At 57.1% G+C, this 15,819-nt stretch carries 16 protein-coding genes and 3 tRNA genes; 10 read left to right on the forward strand and 9 right to left on the reverse strand.

Going from position 1 to position 15,819, the window contains the following annotated elements:
* Positions 1 to 250: 250 nt before the first annotated feature.
* The 4 genes from G6041_RS13510 to orn form a co-directional block, all read right to left on the reverse strand.
* Positions 251 to 326 (reverse strand) — tRNA-Gly (locus tag G6041_RS13510).
* 33 nt (positions 327 to 359) lie between these two features.
* Positions 360 to 435: transfer RNA gene (locus G6041_RS13515), tRNA-Gly, on the reverse strand.
* A gap of 34 nt (positions 436 to 469) precedes the next feature.
* Positions 470 to 545, reverse strand: a tRNA-Gly gene (locus tag G6041_RS13520).
* 167 nt (positions 546 to 712) lie between these two features.
* Positions 713 to 1,258, reverse strand: a complete 546-nt coding sequence (gene orn, locus G6041_RS13525; protein ID WP_004385284.1) for an oligoribonuclease — start codon at positions 1,256 to 1,258, stop codon at positions 713 to 715.
* Between the two features lie 111 nt (positions 1,259 to 1,369).
* Here orn and rsgA point away from each other — a divergent pair, with 111 nt between their 5' ends.
* From rsgA to mscM, 3 genes are all read left to right on the forward strand, one after another.
* Positions 1,370 to 2,416 carry a small ribosomal subunit biogenesis GTPase RsgA gene (gene rsgA / locus G6041_RS13530; RefSeq protein WP_004385283.1) on the forward strand — a complete coding sequence of 349 codons (1,047 nt, stop codon included), beginning with the start codon at positions 1,370 to 1,372 and terminating at the stop codon, positions 2,414 to 2,416.
* Positions 2,417 to 2,512: 96 nt separating this feature from the next.
* Positions 2,513 to 3,475 carry an archaetidylserine decarboxylase gene (gene asd, locus G6041_RS13535; RefSeq protein ID WP_012123677.1) on the forward strand — a complete coding sequence of 321 codons (963 nt, stop codon included), beginning with the start codon at positions 2,513 to 2,515 and terminating at the stop codon, positions 3,473 to 3,475.
* A gap of 16 nt (positions 3,476 to 3,491) precedes the next feature.
* The gene (gene mscM / locus G6041_RS13540; RefSeq protein WP_012123676.1) at positions 3,492 to 6,824 is read left to right on the forward strand and encodes a miniconductance mechanosensitive channel MscM; all 3,333 of its coding nucleotides are present in this window, start codon (positions 3,492 to 3,494) and stop codon (positions 6,822 to 6,824) included.
* Between the two features lie 162 nt (positions 6,825 to 6,986).
* Here the strand turns inward: mscM and epmA are convergent, their stop codons facing one another.
* A complete protein-coding gene (gene epmA / locus G6041_RS13545) occupies positions 6,987 to 7,964 on the reverse strand; it encodes an elongation factor P--(R)-beta-lysine ligase (RefSeq protein ID WP_007887508.1) in 978 nt (325 codons plus the stop codon).
* A 302-nt stretch (positions 7,965 to 8,266) separates the two neighbouring features.
* On the opposite strand from epmA, the gene frdA reads away from it, so the two are divergent.
* The 5 genes from frdA (at position 8,267) to G6041_RS13570 (ending at position 12,217) form a co-directional block, all read left to right on the forward strand.
* Complete coding sequence (gene frdA / locus G6041_RS13550; RefSeq protein WP_041460363.1) at positions 8,267 to 10,057, forward strand: fumarate reductase (quinol) flavoprotein subunit; 1,791 nt, start codon at positions 8,267 to 8,269, stop codon at positions 10,055 to 10,057.
* A complete protein-coding gene (locus G6041_RS13555; protein WP_007887512.1) occupies positions 10,050 to 10,796 on the forward strand; it encodes a succinate dehydrogenase/fumarate reductase iron-sulfur subunit in 747 nt (248 codons plus the stop codon). The genes frdA and G6041_RS13555 overlap by 8 nt, the downstream gene beginning before the upstream one ends.
* Positions 10,796 to 11,191, forward strand: a complete 396-nt coding sequence (gene frdC, locus G6041_RS13560; RefSeq protein WP_041460362.1) for a fumarate reductase subunit FrdC — start codon at positions 10,796 to 10,798, stop codon at positions 11,189 to 11,191. The genes G6041_RS13555 and frdC overlap by 1 nt, the downstream gene beginning before the upstream one ends.
* Before the next feature lie 10 nt (positions 11,192 to 11,201).
* Complete coding sequence (gene frdD / locus G6041_RS13565; protein WP_012123672.1) at positions 11,202 to 11,561, forward strand: fumarate reductase subunit FrdD; 360 nt, start codon at positions 11,202 to 11,204, stop codon at positions 11,559 to 11,561.
* A 116-nt stretch (positions 11,562 to 11,677) separates the two neighbouring features.
* Positions 11,678 to 12,217, forward strand: a complete 540-nt coding sequence (locus tag G6041_RS13570) for a lipocalin family protein (protein WP_012123671.1) — start codon at positions 11,678 to 11,680, stop codon at positions 12,215 to 12,217.
* On the opposite strand, the gene sugE is transcribed toward G6041_RS13570, so the two are convergent.
* On the reverse strand, positions 12,214 to 12,531 hold the full coding sequence (gene sugE, locus G6041_RS13575) for a quaternary ammonium compound efflux SMR transporter SugE (RefSeq protein ID WP_007702160.1): 318 nt from the start codon (positions 12,529 to 12,531) through the stop codon (positions 12,214 to 12,216). The genes G6041_RS13570 and sugE overlap by 4 nt on opposite strands.
* Positions 12,532 to 12,808: 277 nt before the next feature.
* Between sugE and G6041_RS13580 the strand changes: the two genes are divergently transcribed.
* Complete coding sequence (locus G6041_RS13580) at positions 12,809 to 13,414, forward strand: response regulator transcription factor (RefSeq protein ID WP_004386071.1); 606 nt, start codon at positions 12,809 to 12,811, stop codon at positions 13,412 to 13,414.
* Positions 13,415 to 13,454: 40 nt separating this feature from the next.
* Here the strand turns inward: G6041_RS13580 and ecnB are convergent, their stop codons facing one another.
* The 3 genes from ecnB to efp form a co-directional block, all read right to left on the reverse strand.
* Positions 13,455 to 13,601 carry a lipoprotein toxin entericidin B gene (ecnB, locus tag G6041_RS13585; protein ID WP_004386070.1) on the reverse strand — a complete coding sequence of 49 codons (147 nt, stop codon included), beginning with the start codon at positions 13,599 to 13,601 and terminating at the stop codon, positions 13,455 to 13,457.
* A gap of 102 nt (positions 13,602 to 13,703) precedes the next feature.
* Positions 13,704 to 13,835 carry an entericidin A/B family lipoprotein gene (locus G6041_RS13590; protein WP_004386069.1) on the reverse strand — a complete coding sequence of 44 codons (132 nt, stop codon included), beginning with the start codon at positions 13,833 to 13,835 and terminating at the stop codon, positions 13,704 to 13,706.
* Between the two features lie 58 nt (positions 13,836 to 13,893).
* Positions 13,894 to 14,460, reverse strand: coding sequence for an elongation factor P (gene efp / locus G6041_RS13595; RefSeq protein ID WP_004386068.1), 567 nt, complete (start codon positions 14,458 to 14,460; stop codon positions 13,894 to 13,896).
* A gap of 40 nt (positions 14,461 to 14,500) precedes the next feature.
* Between efp and epmB the strand changes: the two genes are divergently transcribed.
* Complete coding sequence (gene epmB / locus G6041_RS13600) at positions 14,501 to 15,529, forward strand: EF-P beta-lysylation protein EpmB (protein ID WP_012123669.1); 1,029 nt, start codon at positions 14,501 to 14,503, stop codon at positions 15,527 to 15,529.
* Positions 15,530 to 15,819 lie beyond the last annotated feature (290 nt).

The raw sequence follows: 15,819 nt of genomic DNA on the forward strand, positions 1-15,819 counted from the left end.
AAATTAAAAAAGTCTTGTCATTCAAAGGCGATGATTATCAAAAAGCCTCAAAATTAACATTTGGTAATAAATTATTTATTATCAATATCAATAAGATAAAGAAAAGATGTGAACAAAGTTATCATTTCTGCTCACAGGATAACTTTATGCATTCTGTGGATAAGTCTGTTTAGAAAAGTGTGGCACAAACGTGAAAAACCCGCCGTAGCGCGCGTTATCGCTGTGGATAATTTGTACAATCGAGGAGATTTGGAGCGGGAAACGAGACTCGAACTCGCGACCCCGACCTTGGCAAGGTCGTGCTCTACCAACTGAGCTATTCCCGCTTGGGTGGTGTTGCCTTTCGGCATTTCAAATTTTGGAGCGGGAAACGAGACTCGAACTCGCGACCCCGACCTTGGCAAGGTCGTGCTCTACCAACTGAGCTATTCCCGCTTGGGTGGTGCTGCCTTTCGGCGATTTCAAATTTTGGAGCGGGAAACGAGACTCGAACTCGCGACCCCGACCTTGGCAAGGTCGTGCTCTACCAACTGAGCTATTCCCGCTCTGCGTAATTCACATTTCTGTGTCGTTACGGGAGGCGCATTATACGAGAAATGATTTCTACCGCAACCCCTTAAACGCTTTTTTTCGTGATTTTTGTCTGACTGCGCTTTTATTCGCCAAAGCGATCACTTTATCAACAAAAGAGGGGCTTAGCCCCTCGCTTGCATCACAATTTTATAAAATGTTCGCGGTAATAGGCGAGTTCCGCTACCGATTCGCGGATGTCGTCCAGCGCCTGGTGGGTATTCTGTTTTTTAAGGCCATCGAGCACTTCCGGCTTCCAGCGGCGCGCCAGCTCTTTCAGGGTGCTGACATCCAGATAGCGGTAGTGGAAATACGCTTCCAGCTCCGGCATATATTTAAACAGGAAGCGGCGATCCTGGCCGATGCTGTTGCCGCAGATGGGCGATTTTCCGGCCGGTACCCACTGCTTAAGAAATTCGATCGTCGCCAGTTCCGCTTCGCGATCGCCCATCGTGCTCGCCTTCACGCGATCCACCAGCCCGCTGGCGGTATGGGTGCGCACGTTCCAGTCATCCATCAGCGCCAGTTGCTCGTCAGACTGATGCACGGCGATAACCGGCCCTTCCGCCAGAATGTTGAGGTTGGCGTCGGTCACCAGAGTGGCGATCTCGATGATGCGATCCTGTCGCGGGTCAAGCCCGGTCATTTCCAGATCGATCCAAATGAGGTTGTTTTCATTGGCACTCATGCTATTTTCCATCCGTATCGCGTCACGCTGGGGTGACAGGCAGTTAATTCATTTACAATAGCTGGTATCATAGAGGTTTTGCCCACCAGGGGCGACCAGGAGCCATTAAGATTGAGCAAAAATAAACTCTCCAAAGGTCAGCAACGCCGCGTCTCAGCGAATCATCAGCGCCGGCTCAAACAGACTCCGGAGAAAGCCGATCCCGACGACTCGCAGTTTGGTGAGCCTCGCGACGGCCGCGTTATCAGTCGTTTTGGTCAGCATGCCGACGTCGAATCGTCTGACGGCGGGGTGCACCGCTGCAACATTCGCCGCACTATCCGCTCGCTGGTGACTGGCGATCGCGTCGTCTGGCGTCCGGCGAAAGAAAACGTGCAGGGCAAAGGCATTGTCGATGCGGTGCACGAGCGCACCTCCGTCCTGACGCGCCCGGATTTTTACGACGGCGTGAAGCCTATCGCCGCGAATATCGACCAAATCATTATCGTCTCGGCCATCCTGCCGGAGCTGTCGCTGAATATTATCGACCGCTATCTGGTGGCCTGTGAAACGCTGGATATTGAGCCATTACTGGTGCTCAACAAGATTGACCTGCTTGATGAAAAAGACCTGGCCTTCGTCAACGAGCAGATGGATATCTATCGCCGTATCGGCTATCGCGTCCTGCTGGTTTCCAGCTACAAAGACGAAGGGCTGAAAGAACTGGAAGAGGCGCTGATTGGCCGCACCAGCATCTTCGCCGGGCAGTCGGGCGTCGGGAAATCGAGCCTGCTGAATAATCTGCTGGGCCTCAAGGATAACCAGATTCTGGTTAACGACGTGTCCGATAACTCCGGGCTTGGACAGCACACCACGACCGCCTCGCGCCTCTATCACTTCCCCGGCGGCGGCGAAGTCATCGATTCCCCGGGCGTGCGCGAGTTCGGCCTGTGGCATCTGGAGCCTGAGCAGATCACCCGCGGCTTTATCGAATTCCACGATTATCTCGGCCTGTGCAAATTCCGCGACTGCAAACATGGCAGCGATCCGGGTTGCGCCATTCGCGAGGCCGTCGAGCGCGGCGAGATAGCCGAAACCCGCTTCGACAATTATCACCGGATTCTGGAAAGCATGGCGCAGGTAAAAACGCGTAAAAACTTTTCCGAAAGCGACGACTGACAATTACGCTTGGCGTCGTTAGAATCAGCCCCTTTTTCTGACAGGCCCGGCATATAACCGGGCCAGGAATGACGAAACACTGGCCTGGAGGCTACCTTGTTAAACGAAATCAAACTTTCGCTGCAATACATTCTGCCCAAACAGTGGCTCACCCGTCTGGCTGGCTGGGGCGCGAGCAAACGCGCAGGCTGGCTGACTAAACTAGTCATCGATCTGTTTGTGAAGTACTACAAGGTCAACATGAGCGAGGCGCAGAAGCCCGATACCGCCAGCTATCGCACCTTTAACGAATTTTTTGTGCGTCCGCTGCGTGATGAAGTTCGCCCGCTGAACACCGATCCGAACGTGCTGGCAATGCCGGCAGACGGCGTAATCAGCCAGCTCGGACGCATCGAAGGCGATAAAATTCTGCAGGCCAAAGGCCACAACTACTCGCTGGAAGCGCTGCTGGCAGGCAACTATCTGATGGCCGATCTGTTCCGTAACGGCACCTTCGCGACCACTTATCTCTCGCCGCGCGACTATCACCGCGTCCATATGCCGTGCAACGGCATCCTGCGCGAAATGATCTACGTGCCGGGCGATCTCTTCTCGGTAAACCATCTGACCGCGCAGAACGTGCCAAACCTGTTCGCCCGTAACGAGCGTGTCATCTGCCTGTTCGACACGGAATTCGGGCCGATGGCGCAAATTCTGGTGGGCGCGACGATTGTGGGGAGCATCGAAACCGTCTGGGCTGGCACCATCACCCCGCCGCGTGAAGGCATCATCAAGCGCTGGACGTACCCGGCAGGCGAAAGCGACGGCGCCGTGGCGCTGCTGAAAGGCCAGGAGATGGGCCGCTTCAAGCTCGGCTCAACAGTTATCAACCTCTTCGCGCCGGGCAAAGTGGAGCTGGTTGAGCATCTGCAAAGCCTCTCCGTCACGCGTCTCGGCGAGCCGCTGGCGGTCTCTGTTGAGGCGGTCGCAGCCGACGTCGCCCCTGCGGTTATCTCACAAGAAGAAGCCGACGCCGAGCGTGAAGCCAACCCGCTGGTAGATAACGACCAAAACCGTTAATTCAAAGGTAAATGACGTGCGCCTGATCCTTTACGTGCTGCTGGCCTGGAGCCTGAGCTTTTGGGCGAACGCCGCAACCGCGCCTGATGAAAAACAGATAGCGCAGGAGCTGGAGCAGGCCAAAGCGGCCAAAAACCAGCCCGATCAGGCGCAAGTGGTTGAAGCCCTGCAGGCGGCGCAAAACGCGCTTGAGGAGCGAAAAGCTTCCCTTGAGCGCGCAAAGCAATATCAGGAGGTTATCGATAACTTCCCTAAGCTTTCGCAGTCGCTGCGCCAGCAACTCAACAATCTGCGCGATGAGCCGCGCCGGGTGCCTACCGGGCTTACCACCGACGCGCTCAATCAGGAGATCCTCCAGGTCAGCAGTCAGTTGCTGGAGAAGAGCCGCGAGGCGCAGCAGGAGCAGGATCGCGCGCGTGAAATCGCCGACTCCTTAAGCCAGCTTCCCCAGCAGCAAACCGACGCGCGCCGCCAGCTTAACGAGATGGAACGCCGCGCAGGCGCGCCGACCGGCTCAAATGCGCTTGGCGCGGCGCAGCTGCTTAGCCAGCAGGCCGAATCGTCTCAACTGAAAGCCCGCGTTGACGAACTCGAACTCGCCCAGCTCTCCGCCAGCAACCGCCAGGAGCTGGCGCGCCTGCGCGCAGAACTGGCGCAAAAACAGAGCGAACAGCTTGATGCTTACCTCCAGGCGCTGCGCAATCAGCTTAACAGCCAGCGCCAGCAGGAGGCTGAGCGCGCGCTGGAGAGCACCGAACTGCTTGCCGAGAACAGCGCCAACCTGCCGCCGGCGATTGTCGAGCAGTTCAACGTAAACCGCGAGCTGTCGCGCGCGCTAAACCAGCAGGCGCAGCGTATGGATCTGGTGGCGTCCCAGCAGCGGCAGGCCACCAGTCAGACCATGCAGGTGCGTCAGGCGTTAACCACGCTGCGTGAACAGTCACAGTGGCTTGGTGTGTCGAACGTGCTTGGCGAGGCGCTGCGCGCGCAGGTGGCGCGCCTGCCGGAGATGCCGAAGCTTCAGCAGCTCGATACCGAGATGGCGCAGCTGCGCGTTCATCGGCTGCGCTATGAAGATCAGCTCAACAAGCAGCCGCAACTGCGCCAGCTGCGGCAGGCGGACGGCAAGCCGCTGACGGCAGAGCAGAGCCGTATTCTCGACGCGCAGTTACGCACCCAACGCGAACTGCTCAACTCGCTGTTGCAGGGCGGCGATACGTTAATCCTTGAGCTTACCAAGCTGAAAGTGGCAAACAGCCAGCTTGAAGACGCGCTGAAAGAAGTGAACGAGGCGACGCACCGCTACCTGTTCTGGACCTCTGACGTCAGCCCGCTCACCATCAGTTGGCCGGTGGATATCGTTCAGGATCTGCGCCGTCTTATCTCGCTCGACTTTTTCGGCCAGCTCGGTAAAGCCGCCATAATGATGGTGACCAGCAAAGAGACGCTGCTGCCGCTCTTCGGCGCGCTGCTGCTGGTGGGCTTTAGTATCAGTTCGCGGCGTCACTTTACAGCGTTTCTGGAGCGCTCCAGCGCGCGGGTCGGGAAGGTAACGCAGGACCATTTCTGGCTCACGATGCGCACGGTGTTCTGGTCGATTCTGGTGGCCTCTCCCCTGCCCGTGCTGTGGGCGACGCTTGGCTATGGCCTTCGTGAAGCCTGGCCCTGGCCTATCGCCGTGGCGGTCGGCGACGGCGTCACCGCCACGGTGCCGCTGCTGTGGGTCGTGATGATTTCTGCGACCTTCGCACGCCCGAACGGCCTGTTTATCACGCATTTCGGCTGGCCGCGCAACCGGGTCGCCCGCGCGATGCGCTACTACCTGATGAGCATCGGCTTTATCGTGCCGCTCATCATGGCATTGATTACCTTCGATAATCTCAACGACCGCGAATTCTCCGGCTCGCTGGGGCGGCTCTGCTTTGTGCTTATCTGCGGCGCGCTGGCGATCGTCACGCTCAGCCTCAAGCGTGCAGGCCTCCCGCTCTTTCTCGATAAAGAAGGCAACGGCGATAACTGGGTCAACCGGCTGCTGTGGAACCTGCTGCTGTGCGCGCCGTTAACGGCAATCCTCGCTGCGGCCGTCGGTTATCTCGCCACCGCGCAGGCGCTGCTGGCACGTCTGGAAACGTCTGTGGCCATCTGGTTCCTGCTGCTAGTGATTTACCACATCATTCGCCGCTGGATGCTCATTCAGCGCCGTCGCCTGGCCTTTGATCGCGCCCGCTCGCGTCGCGCGGAAATTCTCGCCCAGCGCGCCCGCGGCGAAGAAGAACCGCACCACGGGCACAGCACCGAAGGCAGCGTGGAAGTGGAAGTCGCGGAGCTGGATCTGGATGCGATCAGCGCCCAGTCGCTGCGCCTGGTGCGCTCGATCCTGACGCTTATCGCGCTGCTGTCCGTGATTGTGCTGTGGTCGGAAATCCACTCGGCCTTCGGGTTCCTTGAGAATATTTCGCTGTGGGATGTCACCTCGACCGTTCAGGGCGTTGAGAGCATTGAACCGATTACGCTTGGCGCGGTGCTGATCGCCATTCTGGTGTTTATCGTCACCACGCAGCTGGTGCGTAACCTGCCCGCGCTACTGGAACTGGTTGTCCTGCAACATCTGGAGCTGACGCCGGGCACCGGTTACGCCATTACCACTATCACCAAATATCTGCTGATGCTGATAGGCGGCCTGGTCGGCTTCTCCATGATTGGTATTGAGTGGTCGAAGCTGCAATGGCTGGTGGCGGCGCTCGGTGTAGGGCTCGGTTTCGGCTTACAGGAGATTTTTGCCAACTTTATTTCGGGCCTGATTATTCTCTTTGAAAAGCCGATTCGTATCGGCGATACCGTGACCATTCGCGATCTAACCGGCAGCGTGACGCGCATCAACACGCGCGCGACGACCATCAGCGACTGGGACCGTAAAGAGATAATCGTGCCGAATAAGGCGTTCATTACCGAGCAGTTTATTAACTGGTCGCTCTCGGATTCGGTCACGCGCGTGGTGCTGACGGTGCCTGCTCCGGCAGATGCTAACAGCGAAGAGGTGACGCAGATCCTCTATCGTGCCGCTGAGAAGTGTTCGTATGTGATTGATAACCCGCCGCCGGAAGTGTTCCTGGTCGATTTGCAGCAGGGGATTCAGCTCTTTGAACTGCGTATTCACGCCGCCGAGATGGGACACCGCATGCCGCTGCGCCACGAAATCCATCAGCTGATTTTGCAGGGCTTCCGCGAGCATGGCATCGAGATGCCGTTCCCGCCGTTCCAGATGCGTCTGGAGAGCCTCGACGGCAAGCGCATGGCGCGAACGTTAAGTTCAGCCGGGCGCACCAGCCGCGCGCCGGGCAGTATGTAACGAAAAAGGAGCCGCAAGGCTCCTTTTTTATGGCGGCAATTCTGTTGTTGAAGTCGTTTAGTAAAGGTGGGTGCGCTGCGCTTACCCACCCTACAAAGGCTGATATCATTTTTTGTAGGGCGGGCAAGCGAAGCGCACCCGCCACAAGTAAGCATTCAGCCGTTACGCCCGGTCGACCGTAAAAGCGATAACTTCAGCGAGGCTCTCTGCGCCCAGCGCCAGCATAATCAGGCGATCGACGCCCAGCGCTACGCCGGAACAATCCGGCAAGCCCACTTTCAGCGCTTCCAGCAGGTTGTAATCCACCGGCTGCTGCGGCAGTCCGCGCTGAAGGCGTTTGCGGTTATCCTGCTCGAAACGCTGCTGCTGTTCGCGCGCGTCGGTCAGCTCATGGAAACCATTCGCCAGCTCAATGCCTTTGTAATAGACCTCAAAACGCTCCGCCACGCGGTGATCTTCGGTGCTGATTTGCGCGAGCGCCGCCTGGCTTGCCGGGAAGTGATACACAAACACCGGGCGATCCTTACCGATGTGCGGCTCAACGCCCATAGAGAACAAGAGCTGCAGGAGCGTGTCGCGATCTTCTTCGGTATCCGCGATATTGCTCAGGTCAAGCTTCGCCGCTACCTCGCGCAACTGCGTTTTATCCGCCGACAGCGGGTCTATCTCCAGATGGCGCTGGAACGCCTGCTGGTAGGAAATGGTCTCGGCGGGCTGGCACTCCAGCACCTGCTGCAGAAGATCGTCCACCTCGTTCATCAGGCGGTACATATCATAATGCGGGCGATACCACTCCAGCATCGTGAATTCCGGGTTGTGATGACGCCCCATCTCTTCATTACGAAAGCTTCGGCACAGCTGATACACCGGCCCACAGCCCGCCGCCAGCAGTCGTTTCATGTGATATTCCGGGCTGGTCATCAGATAGAGATTAATCCCCTGGGAATGGCCGGGACCGACGAAACGCGTTTCAAACGGGAACAGGTGGATATCGGTTACCGTCGCCTGGCTCATGCAGGGGGTTTCCACCTCCAGTACGCCGCGGTCCGCGAAAAAACGGCGGATCTCCGCCATGATGGCGGCGCGTTTCAACAGGTTGGGGATGGATGCGCTCGGCTGCCAGGTGGCCGTCTCGCTCATGGTACTTTCTCCGTCGTCAAACAAGGGCACGAAGTCTACTCGTATCCCGTTCGCCAGACAAATTTTGCGCACTTTTTCTCTTATTAACACCAGATTTGCGTTTTGTGAGCCACTTCAATTAACCCGGCGTGTAAAACGCGCCGCACCGCCCCAAAAAATCGAACACATCAAATTTCCCCTTTAGGGCTAAGGTTATACTCACCTACCCAAAAAGGAGCAGGGGAATGCTTTACCCCCGCGCAGCCCCGAGTTTTCGCCTTTGTTACCGCGCGGTGGGAATAACTAAAACCCGGAGGAATGTCGTGCATACTTTTCAAGCCGATCTCGCCATTATCGGTGCCGGCGGTGCGGGACTGCGGGCAGCCATTGCGGCGGCCGAGCGTAATCCCAACGCTAAAATCGCACTGATTTCAAAAGTCTATCCGATGCGTAGCCATACCGTCGCCGCTGAAGGCGGTTCGGCGGCCGTTGCCCAGGATCATGACAGTTTTGAGTATCATTTCCACGACACGGTCGCAGGCGGCGACTGGCTGTGCGAGCAGGACGTGGTGGACTATTTCGTTAAACATTGCCCGCGCGAAATGACTCAGCTTGAGCAGTGGGGCTGCCCGTGGAGTCGTCGCCCGGACGGGTCGGTCAACGTCAGACGCTTTGGCGGCATGAAAATCGAGCGTACCTGGTTTGCCGCCGACAAAACCGGCTTCCATATGCTCCACACCCTGTTCCAGACCTCCCTGCAATTTCCACAAATCCAGCGCTTCGATGAGCATTTCGTCCTCGATATTCTGGTGGATGACGGCCAGGCGCGCGGCCTGGTGGCGATGAACATGATGGAAGGCACACTCGTGCAGATCCGCGCAAACGCAGTAGTGATGGCGACCGGCGGCGCGGGGCGCGTCTATCGTTATAACACCAACGGCGGCATCGTCACCGGCGACGGTATGGGCATGGCGCTGGCGCACGGCGTGCCGCTGCGCGATATGGAGTTCGTGCAGTACCACCCGACCGGCCTGCCCGGCTCCGGCATTCTGATGACGGAAGGCTGCCGCGGCGAAGGCGGCATTCTGGTCAACAAAAACGGCTATCGCTATTTGCAGGATTACGGCATGGGGCCGGAAACGCCGCTCGGCGAGCCGAAGAACAAATATATGGAGCTGGGCCCGCGCGACAAAGTGTCACAAGCCTTCTGGCACGAGTGGCGCAAAGGCAACACCATCTCCACGCCGCGCGGCGATGTGGTCTATCTCGATCTGCGCCACCTCGGCGAGAAAAAACTGCTGGAGCGGCTGCCGTTCATTTGTGAACTGGCGAAAGCCTACGTGGGTGTCGACCCGGTCAAAGAACCGATTCCCGTACGCCCGACGGCGCATTACACCATGGGCGGCATCGAAACCAATCAGCAGTGCGAAACCCGCATCAAGGGGCTGTTTGCCGTGGGCGAATGCTCGTCCGTGGGGCTGCATGGCGCGAACCGTCTTGGTTCAAACTCGCTGGCGGAGCTGGTCGTATTCGGCCGACTGGCAGGCACGCAGGCGATGGAACGCGCGATGGAAGTGACATTCACCCGTGACGACGCACTGAACGCACAGGCAGCGGATGTCGAAGCGCGTCTGCACGCACTGGTGAACCAGGACGGCAATGAAAGCTGGGCGAAAATCCGCGATGAAATGGGTCTGTCGATGGAAGAAGGCTGCGGCATTTACCGCACGCCGGAACTGATGCAGAAAACCATCGATAAACTTGCTGAATTGCAGGAGCGCTTTAAACGTGTGCGCATTAGCGACACTTCCAGCGTCTTCAACACCGATTTGCTCTACACCATTGAGCTTGGCCACGGCCTGAACGTCGCTGAATGTATGGCGCACTCCGCGATGGCGCGAAAAGAGTCGCGCGGCGCGCATCAGCGTCTTGACGAAGGCTGTACCGAGCGCGATGACGTGAACTTCCTGCGTCATACCCTCGCCTTCCGCGACGCCGACGGTACCACCCGCCTCGATTACAGCGACGTGAAGATTACCACTCTGCCTCCGGCGAAACGCGTTTATGGCGCGGAGTCGGAAGCGGCCGATAAAAAGGAGACGGCGAATGGCTGAGATGAAAACGCTGCGCATTGAAGTCGTGCGTTATAACCCGGAAACCGATAACGCGCCGCACAGCGCGTTTTACGACGTGCCCTGGGATGAGCAAACCTCGCTGCTTGACGCGCTCGGCTATATCAAAGACAACCTGGCGCCGGATTTAAGCTATCGCTGGTCGTGCCGCATGGCTATCTGCGGCTCCTGCGGCATGATGGTCAACCGCGTGCCGAAACTCGCCTGTAAAACGTTCCTGCGCGATTACACTTCCGGTATGAAAGTCGAGGCGCTGGCGAATTTCCCGATCGAGCGCGATTTGGTTGTCGATATGACCCACTTTATTGAGAGCCTCGAAGCCATTAAGCCTTATATCATCGGCAACCCGAGAAAGCCGGAACAAGGGCCAAACACCCAGACGCCGGCGCAGATGGCGAAATACCATCAGTTCTCCGGCTGCATCAACTGCGGCCTGTGCTACGCCGCCTGCCCACAGTTTGGCCTGAACCCGGAGTTCATCGGCCCGGCGGCGATCACGCTCGCGCACCGCTATAACCTCGACAGCCGCGATAAGGGCCAGAAGGCGCGTATGCCGCAGCTTAACAGCCAGAACGGCGTCTGGACCTGTACGTTTGTTGGCTTCTGCTCGGAAGTCTGCCCGAAACATGTCGATCCGGCCGCGGCTATCCAGCAGAGCAAAGTGGAGAGCTCGAAGGATTTCTTAATCGCCATGCTAAAACCCGGCGCAAGGAGTGAATGATGACCTCGAAACGTAAGCCTTATGTACGGACGATGGAAACAGGCTGGTGGAAGCAACTGCCCTTCTACCGCTTTTACATGCTGCGCGAAGGCACCTCGGTGCCTGCCGTCTGGTTCAGCCTTGTACTGATTTATGGCCTGTTCGCGCTTAAGCATGGCCCGGAGAGCTGGGCCGGTTTTGTCGGTTTTCTGCAAAACCCTGTCGTCGTGTTACTGAACATCATCACGTTGCTGGCGGCGCTGCTGCACACCAAAACCTGGTTTGAACTGGCGCCGAAAGCCGCCATCGTGGTGGTGAAAGACGAAAAAATGGGGCCAGAGCCGGTGATCCGCGGGCTGTGGGGCGTGACGGTGCTTGTCACGATTATCGTGCTGTTTATCGCCCTGGTCTGGTAAGGAGGATATCGTGATTAATCAACACCCGAAACGCTCCGACGAGCCGGTATTCTGGGGCCTGTTTGGCGCAGGCGGCATGTGGTGCGCGATTATCGCGCCGGTCATCATCATGCTGGTGGGCATTCTGCTGCCGCTCGGCATAGGGCCGGAAGGCGCATTCAGCTACGAGCGCGTGCTGGCGTTCGCCCAGAGCTGGGTGGGCCGTCTGTTTCTGTTCCTGATGATTGTGCTGCCGCTGTGGTGCGGCCTGCACCGCATTCATCACGGTATGCACGACCTGAAAATCCACGTTCCTGCCGGGAAATGGGTGTTCTATGGTCTGGCCGCCATTCTGACGGTCGTGACGCTGATTGGCGTAGTTACACTCTGAACCCTGTCGCCGCTTCTCACGAAGCGGCGCTTTTCTTCCTGACTATTTCCCTTCTCTGATGTTACAAAACCGCTACGGGCATCTACACTTAGCAGTAAAAACAGAAGGATCCCGCCATGCGTATTCGACTACTCCCTGTTATAGCTACCGTCGCGACTGCGGCACTGCTGGTCGCCTGCAGTACCCCGACGCCGCCGAGCGGTGTCAGAGTGGTGGAAGATTTTAACGTTAACCGCTATCTCGGCACGTGGTATGAAATCGCCCGCTTCGATCACCGCTTTGAGCGCGGACTTGAGCAGGTCACCGCGACCTACAGCCTGCGTGGCGATGGCGGCCTGAACGTGATTAACCGCGGTTTCAACCCGGATCGTAACAGATGGCAGCAGAGCGAAGGTAAAGCCTATTTCACCGGCGATACCCGCCGCGCCGCGCTGAAGGTCTCTTTCTTCGGCCCGTTCTACGGCGGGTATAACATTATTGCTCTGGATAAAGATTATCAGCACGCACTGATCTGCGGACCGGATCGCAGCTATCTGTGGATCCTCTCCCGCACGCCAACCATCAGTAAGCAAGTGAAAGAGGATCTGCTGGATTCCGCGATCCGTCAGGGCTTCGCGGTGGAAAAACTGATTTGGGTAAACCAGCGCGCCGGTTAGTGCGTGCTGAGTTTCAGACCGATAATCCCCGCGACGATAAGCCCCAGGCTTATCAGCCTCGCGGGGCTTGCGGACTCACCTAACAGCAGAATGCCGGTAATGGCCGCGCCCACCGCGCCGATCCCCGTCCAGACAGCATAAGCCGTGCCGGTCGGCAGGCTTTTCATCGCCCATGAGAGCAGCACAATGCTGACAATCATCGCCGAAACGGTGATGAGACTTGGCACAACACGCGTAAAACCGTGGGTATATTTCAGGCCGACGGCCCAGACCACTTCCAGAAGACCAGCGATAAACAGAACGAACCAGGACATATTCAGCTCCAGGTTATTTGGGGCCGTCCCCGTTCAACATGACGCGCTTGCAGGTCGTCCCGCAAGGCCAGGTGATAAACAGCGCGATCATCCCTGCTTAGTGTGCGTTTTGCAACCAGGTTTTTCCTAAACCAACGGATTCTCGTGAGTTAAGCCAGGAAATAGCCGCGATTGTGCGCGTACATCACGGGTTCAGTTAGCGATAAATCTTCCTATGATGAAACACTTTCCTGCTGGCGTCAGCAGGTGCGTCTTTCTCTCCATAATGAATCCGAGCATGTATAAAATTTTACTGGTTGACCGCTGTCATTTCAGCCGTACCGGGCTCGAAAGCTGGCTTAACCACGCTGAAGATTTCGCGGCGCCGTTTCACGTGACGGCAACCGATCACTTGCTGCGCGCGCGCGAGCTTCTTATTCAATGGCAACCCAATATGGTGATTGCCGATCTTCACGGGTTTATGGGAGATATTCACCACGTAAATCAGTTCTCCTCGATTTTCGCCGCCTGCGGCAATACTACGCGCCTTATTTTATTACAAAGCGGTAGTTCAGACGTGCTGAATGATTATTGCTCACAGCAAATAACCTGGCGCATCGTGGATAAAACTATTCCACTGCGCGAGCTTGGCCAGATGATTGGTAAAGCGCTGATGTCGCGTCCGCCGTTCGGCGAGCCTAAAACCATTACGCCGCTACTGACGCTGCGTGAAGAACGCATTCTGGAATGGTGGAGCGTGGGAATGAGCAATGAAGAAATCGCGCGGAAAATGGGGATCGCCGTTAAAACGGTTTACACCTATAAACGCAACATTCGCATGAAACTCGGTGCCGATAACCGCTTTTCGCTGTTCGTGCCGCTGCCAGAGATGTGCGCAAGATAACGGTACGACACCGGGAGGGGTCGTACCGTCGTCGCAAAGCTTACTGCGATGCGCGAGTCGCTGCGCCAGAAATTGCGCTACCGCCGTCCTGAATGTCTTCGCCTACACCACGCGTGGTGTTACAGGCCGTCAACAGTGAAGAAAGGACCAGTGCTGAAAAGAGCGCCGCAATTGTTTTCTTAACCATAATCTCTTCCTTTTATAGCCTAAGTTATTTGTGTATAGCTTTTTAAGCATAGACAAAAACTGACAAGCTGCCGGAAGGAAACGATTTTTAGGAACAGAAGAACTATTTTACTGCGCGCTCAATCGCGCCGCCGAGATGCTGAATATCTTCACCAAAGCCACGAGCCGTATTACAGGCGCTGACAAGCGAGCACAGCAGCAGAATCAAAAGGGGACGTAACAGCGGGGTTTTCATGGGACGTTCTCTGCAAATATGCGGCGTGGCGACACCACGCCGCAGATATCAGTCGAGATTATTTTACGCGGGAAACGTATTCACCAGAGCGGGTATCCACTTTGATGACTTCGCCGATCTGTACGAACAGCGGTACTTTTACCACAGCGCCGGTAGACAGGGTCGCCGGTTTGCCGCCGGTGCCTGCGGTATCGCCTTTCAGGCCCGGATCGGTATCCACGATTTCCAGCTCAACGAAGTTCGGCGGGGTAACGGAGATAGGCTGACCGTTCCACAGGGTCACGATGCATTCAGCCTGATCCAGCAGCCATTTCGCGTTGTCGCCAACGGCTTTGGCATCCGCAGCCAGCTGTTCGAAAGTTTCGTTGTTCATGAAGTGCCAGAACTCACCGTCGTTGTAGAGGTAAGTCAGGTTCATATCCACAACGTCTGCGCCTTCAGCGGAGTCGGTGGATTTAAAGGTTTTCTCAACGCGAGAACCGGTCAGCAGACGGCGCAGCTTAACGCGCGCGAACGCCTGACCTTTACCCGGTTTAACGAATTCGCTGGATTCAACGGCGTACGGTTCGCCGTCCATCATGATTTTAAGACCGGCACGAAAATCGTTGCTAGAATAAGTCGCCATAAGGCCCTCTGAAATTGTTAACTGGTAGCTAAGCCACAAAATGGCGCATATTGTAACCCTAAATACCCCATCCCGAGAAGATTGGTTATCGCAACTTGCCGATGTTATCACCGATCCCGATGAGCTCCTGCACCTTCTCAATATAGACGCCAGTGAAGAATTGCTGGCAGGTCGCGACGCGCGCCGGTTATTTGCGCTGCGCGTACCGCGCGCGTTCGCCGCGCGGATGGAGAAAGGTAACCCGCAGGATCCGCTGTTGCGCCAGGTATTAACCGCGCGTGAGGAGTTTGTCGCGGCGCCCGGTTTTACCACCGATCCGCTGGAAGAGCAAAACAGTGTGGTGCCAGGCCTCCTTCATAAGTACCACAATCGCGCGCTGCTGCTGGTAAAAGGCGGATGCGCGGTGAATTGCCGCTACTGCTTCCGCCGTCATTTCCCGTATGCGGATAACCAGGGGAATAAACGCAACTGGCAGGCCGCGCTGGATTACATCGCCGCGCACCCGGAGCTGGATGAAATTATTTTCTCCGGCGGCGACCCGCTGATGGCGAAAGACCACGAGCTGGAATGGCTGGTCGCGCATCTTGAGGCGATCCCACATATCAGGCGCCTGCGCATCCACAGCCGTCTGCCAATTGTTATCCCGGCGCGTATTACCGATGCGCTGGTCCGGCTGCTCGGCGAGACGCGTTTGCAGGTGCTCCTGGTAAACCATATCAACCACGCTCAGGAAATCGACGACGCGTTTCGCGAGGGGATGGCGAAGCTACGCGCGGCGGGCGTTACGCTGCTGAACCAGAGCGTGCTGCTGAAAGGCGTGAACGATAACGCGGCGACGCTGGCGGCGCTCAGCAATGCGCTGTTTGATGCGGGCGTGATGCCCTATTACCTGCATGTGCTGGATAAAGTACAAGGTGCGGCGCATTTTATGGTGAGCGACGACGAGGCGCGGGCGATTATGCGCGAGCTGTTGTCGCGGGTTTCCGGTTATCTGGTGCCGAAGCTGGCGCGTGAAATTGGTGGCGAGCCGAGCAAAACGCCGCTGGATTTGCAGCTGCGACAGAATTGATTTTATCGTGAATGGCGAGGCGGCGGGTGCGCTGGCGCTTACCCGCCCTACGCAGAAAAAGCGGCAGCGATAAACCTGTAGGGCGGGTAAGCGAAGCGCACCCACCACAGTCAAACCCAACGCGGCGATAAAACCTGTAGGGCAAGTAAGCGAAGCGCACCCGCTACAGTCAAACCCAGCGTGGCGTTAAAATCGTAGGGCGGGTAAGCGCAGCGCACCCGCCACAGTCAAACCAAAAGCGGCGTTAAAACCTGTAGGGCAAGTAAGCGCAGCGCACCCGCCACAGTCAA

This window comes from Cronobacter sp. HA18003 (assembly GCF_011605905.1).
In the GTDB taxonomy this organism is placed as follows: domain Bacteria; phylum Pseudomonadota; class Gammaproteobacteria; order Enterobacterales; family Enterobacteriaceae; genus Cronobacter; species Cronobacter sakazakii.

Excerpts from the sequence above, each read along its gene's own strand:
- orn (WP_004385284.1), bottom strand. The coding sequence starts at position 1,258 with ATGAGTGCCAATGAAAACAACCTCATTTGGATCGATCTGGAAATGACC.
- epmA (WP_007887508.1), bottom strand. The coding sequence starts at position 7,964 with ATGAGCGAGACGGCCACCTGGCAGCCGAGCGCATCCATCCCCAACCTG.
- G6041_RS13555 (WP_007887512.1), top strand. The coding sequence starts at position 10,050 with ATGGCTGAGATGAAAACGCTGCGCATTGAAGTCGTGCGTTATAACCCG.
- frdC (WP_041460362.1), top strand. The coding sequence starts at position 10,796 with ATGACCTCGAAACGTAAGCCTTATGTACGGACGATGGAAACAGGCTGG.
- G6041_RS13570 (WP_012123671.1), top strand. The coding sequence starts at position 11,678 with ATGCGTATTCGACTACTCCCTGTTATAGCTACCGTCGCGACTGCGGCA.
- sugE (WP_007702160.1), bottom strand. The coding sequence starts at position 12,531 with ATGTCCTGGTTCGTTCTGTTTATCGCTGGTCTTCTGGAAGTGGTCTGG.
- G6041_RS13580 (WP_004386071.1), top strand. The coding sequence starts at position 12,809 with ATGTATAAAATTTTACTGGTTGACCGCTGTCATTTCAGCCGTACCGGG.
- ecnB (WP_004386070.1), bottom strand. The coding sequence starts at position 13,601 with ATGGTTAAGAAAACAATTGCGGCGCTCTTTTCAGCACTGGTCCTTTCT.
- G6041_RS13590 (WP_004386069.1), bottom strand. The coding sequence starts at position 13,835 with ATGAAAACCCCGCTGTTACGTCCCCTTTTGATTCTGCTGCTGTGCTCG.
- efp (WP_004386068.1), bottom strand. The coding sequence starts at position 14,460 with ATGGCGACTTATTCTAGCAACGATTTTCGTGCCGGTCTTAAAATCATG.
- epmB (WP_012123669.1), top strand. The coding sequence starts at position 14,501 with ATGGCGCATATTGTAACCCTAAATACCCCATCCCGAGAAGATTGGTTA.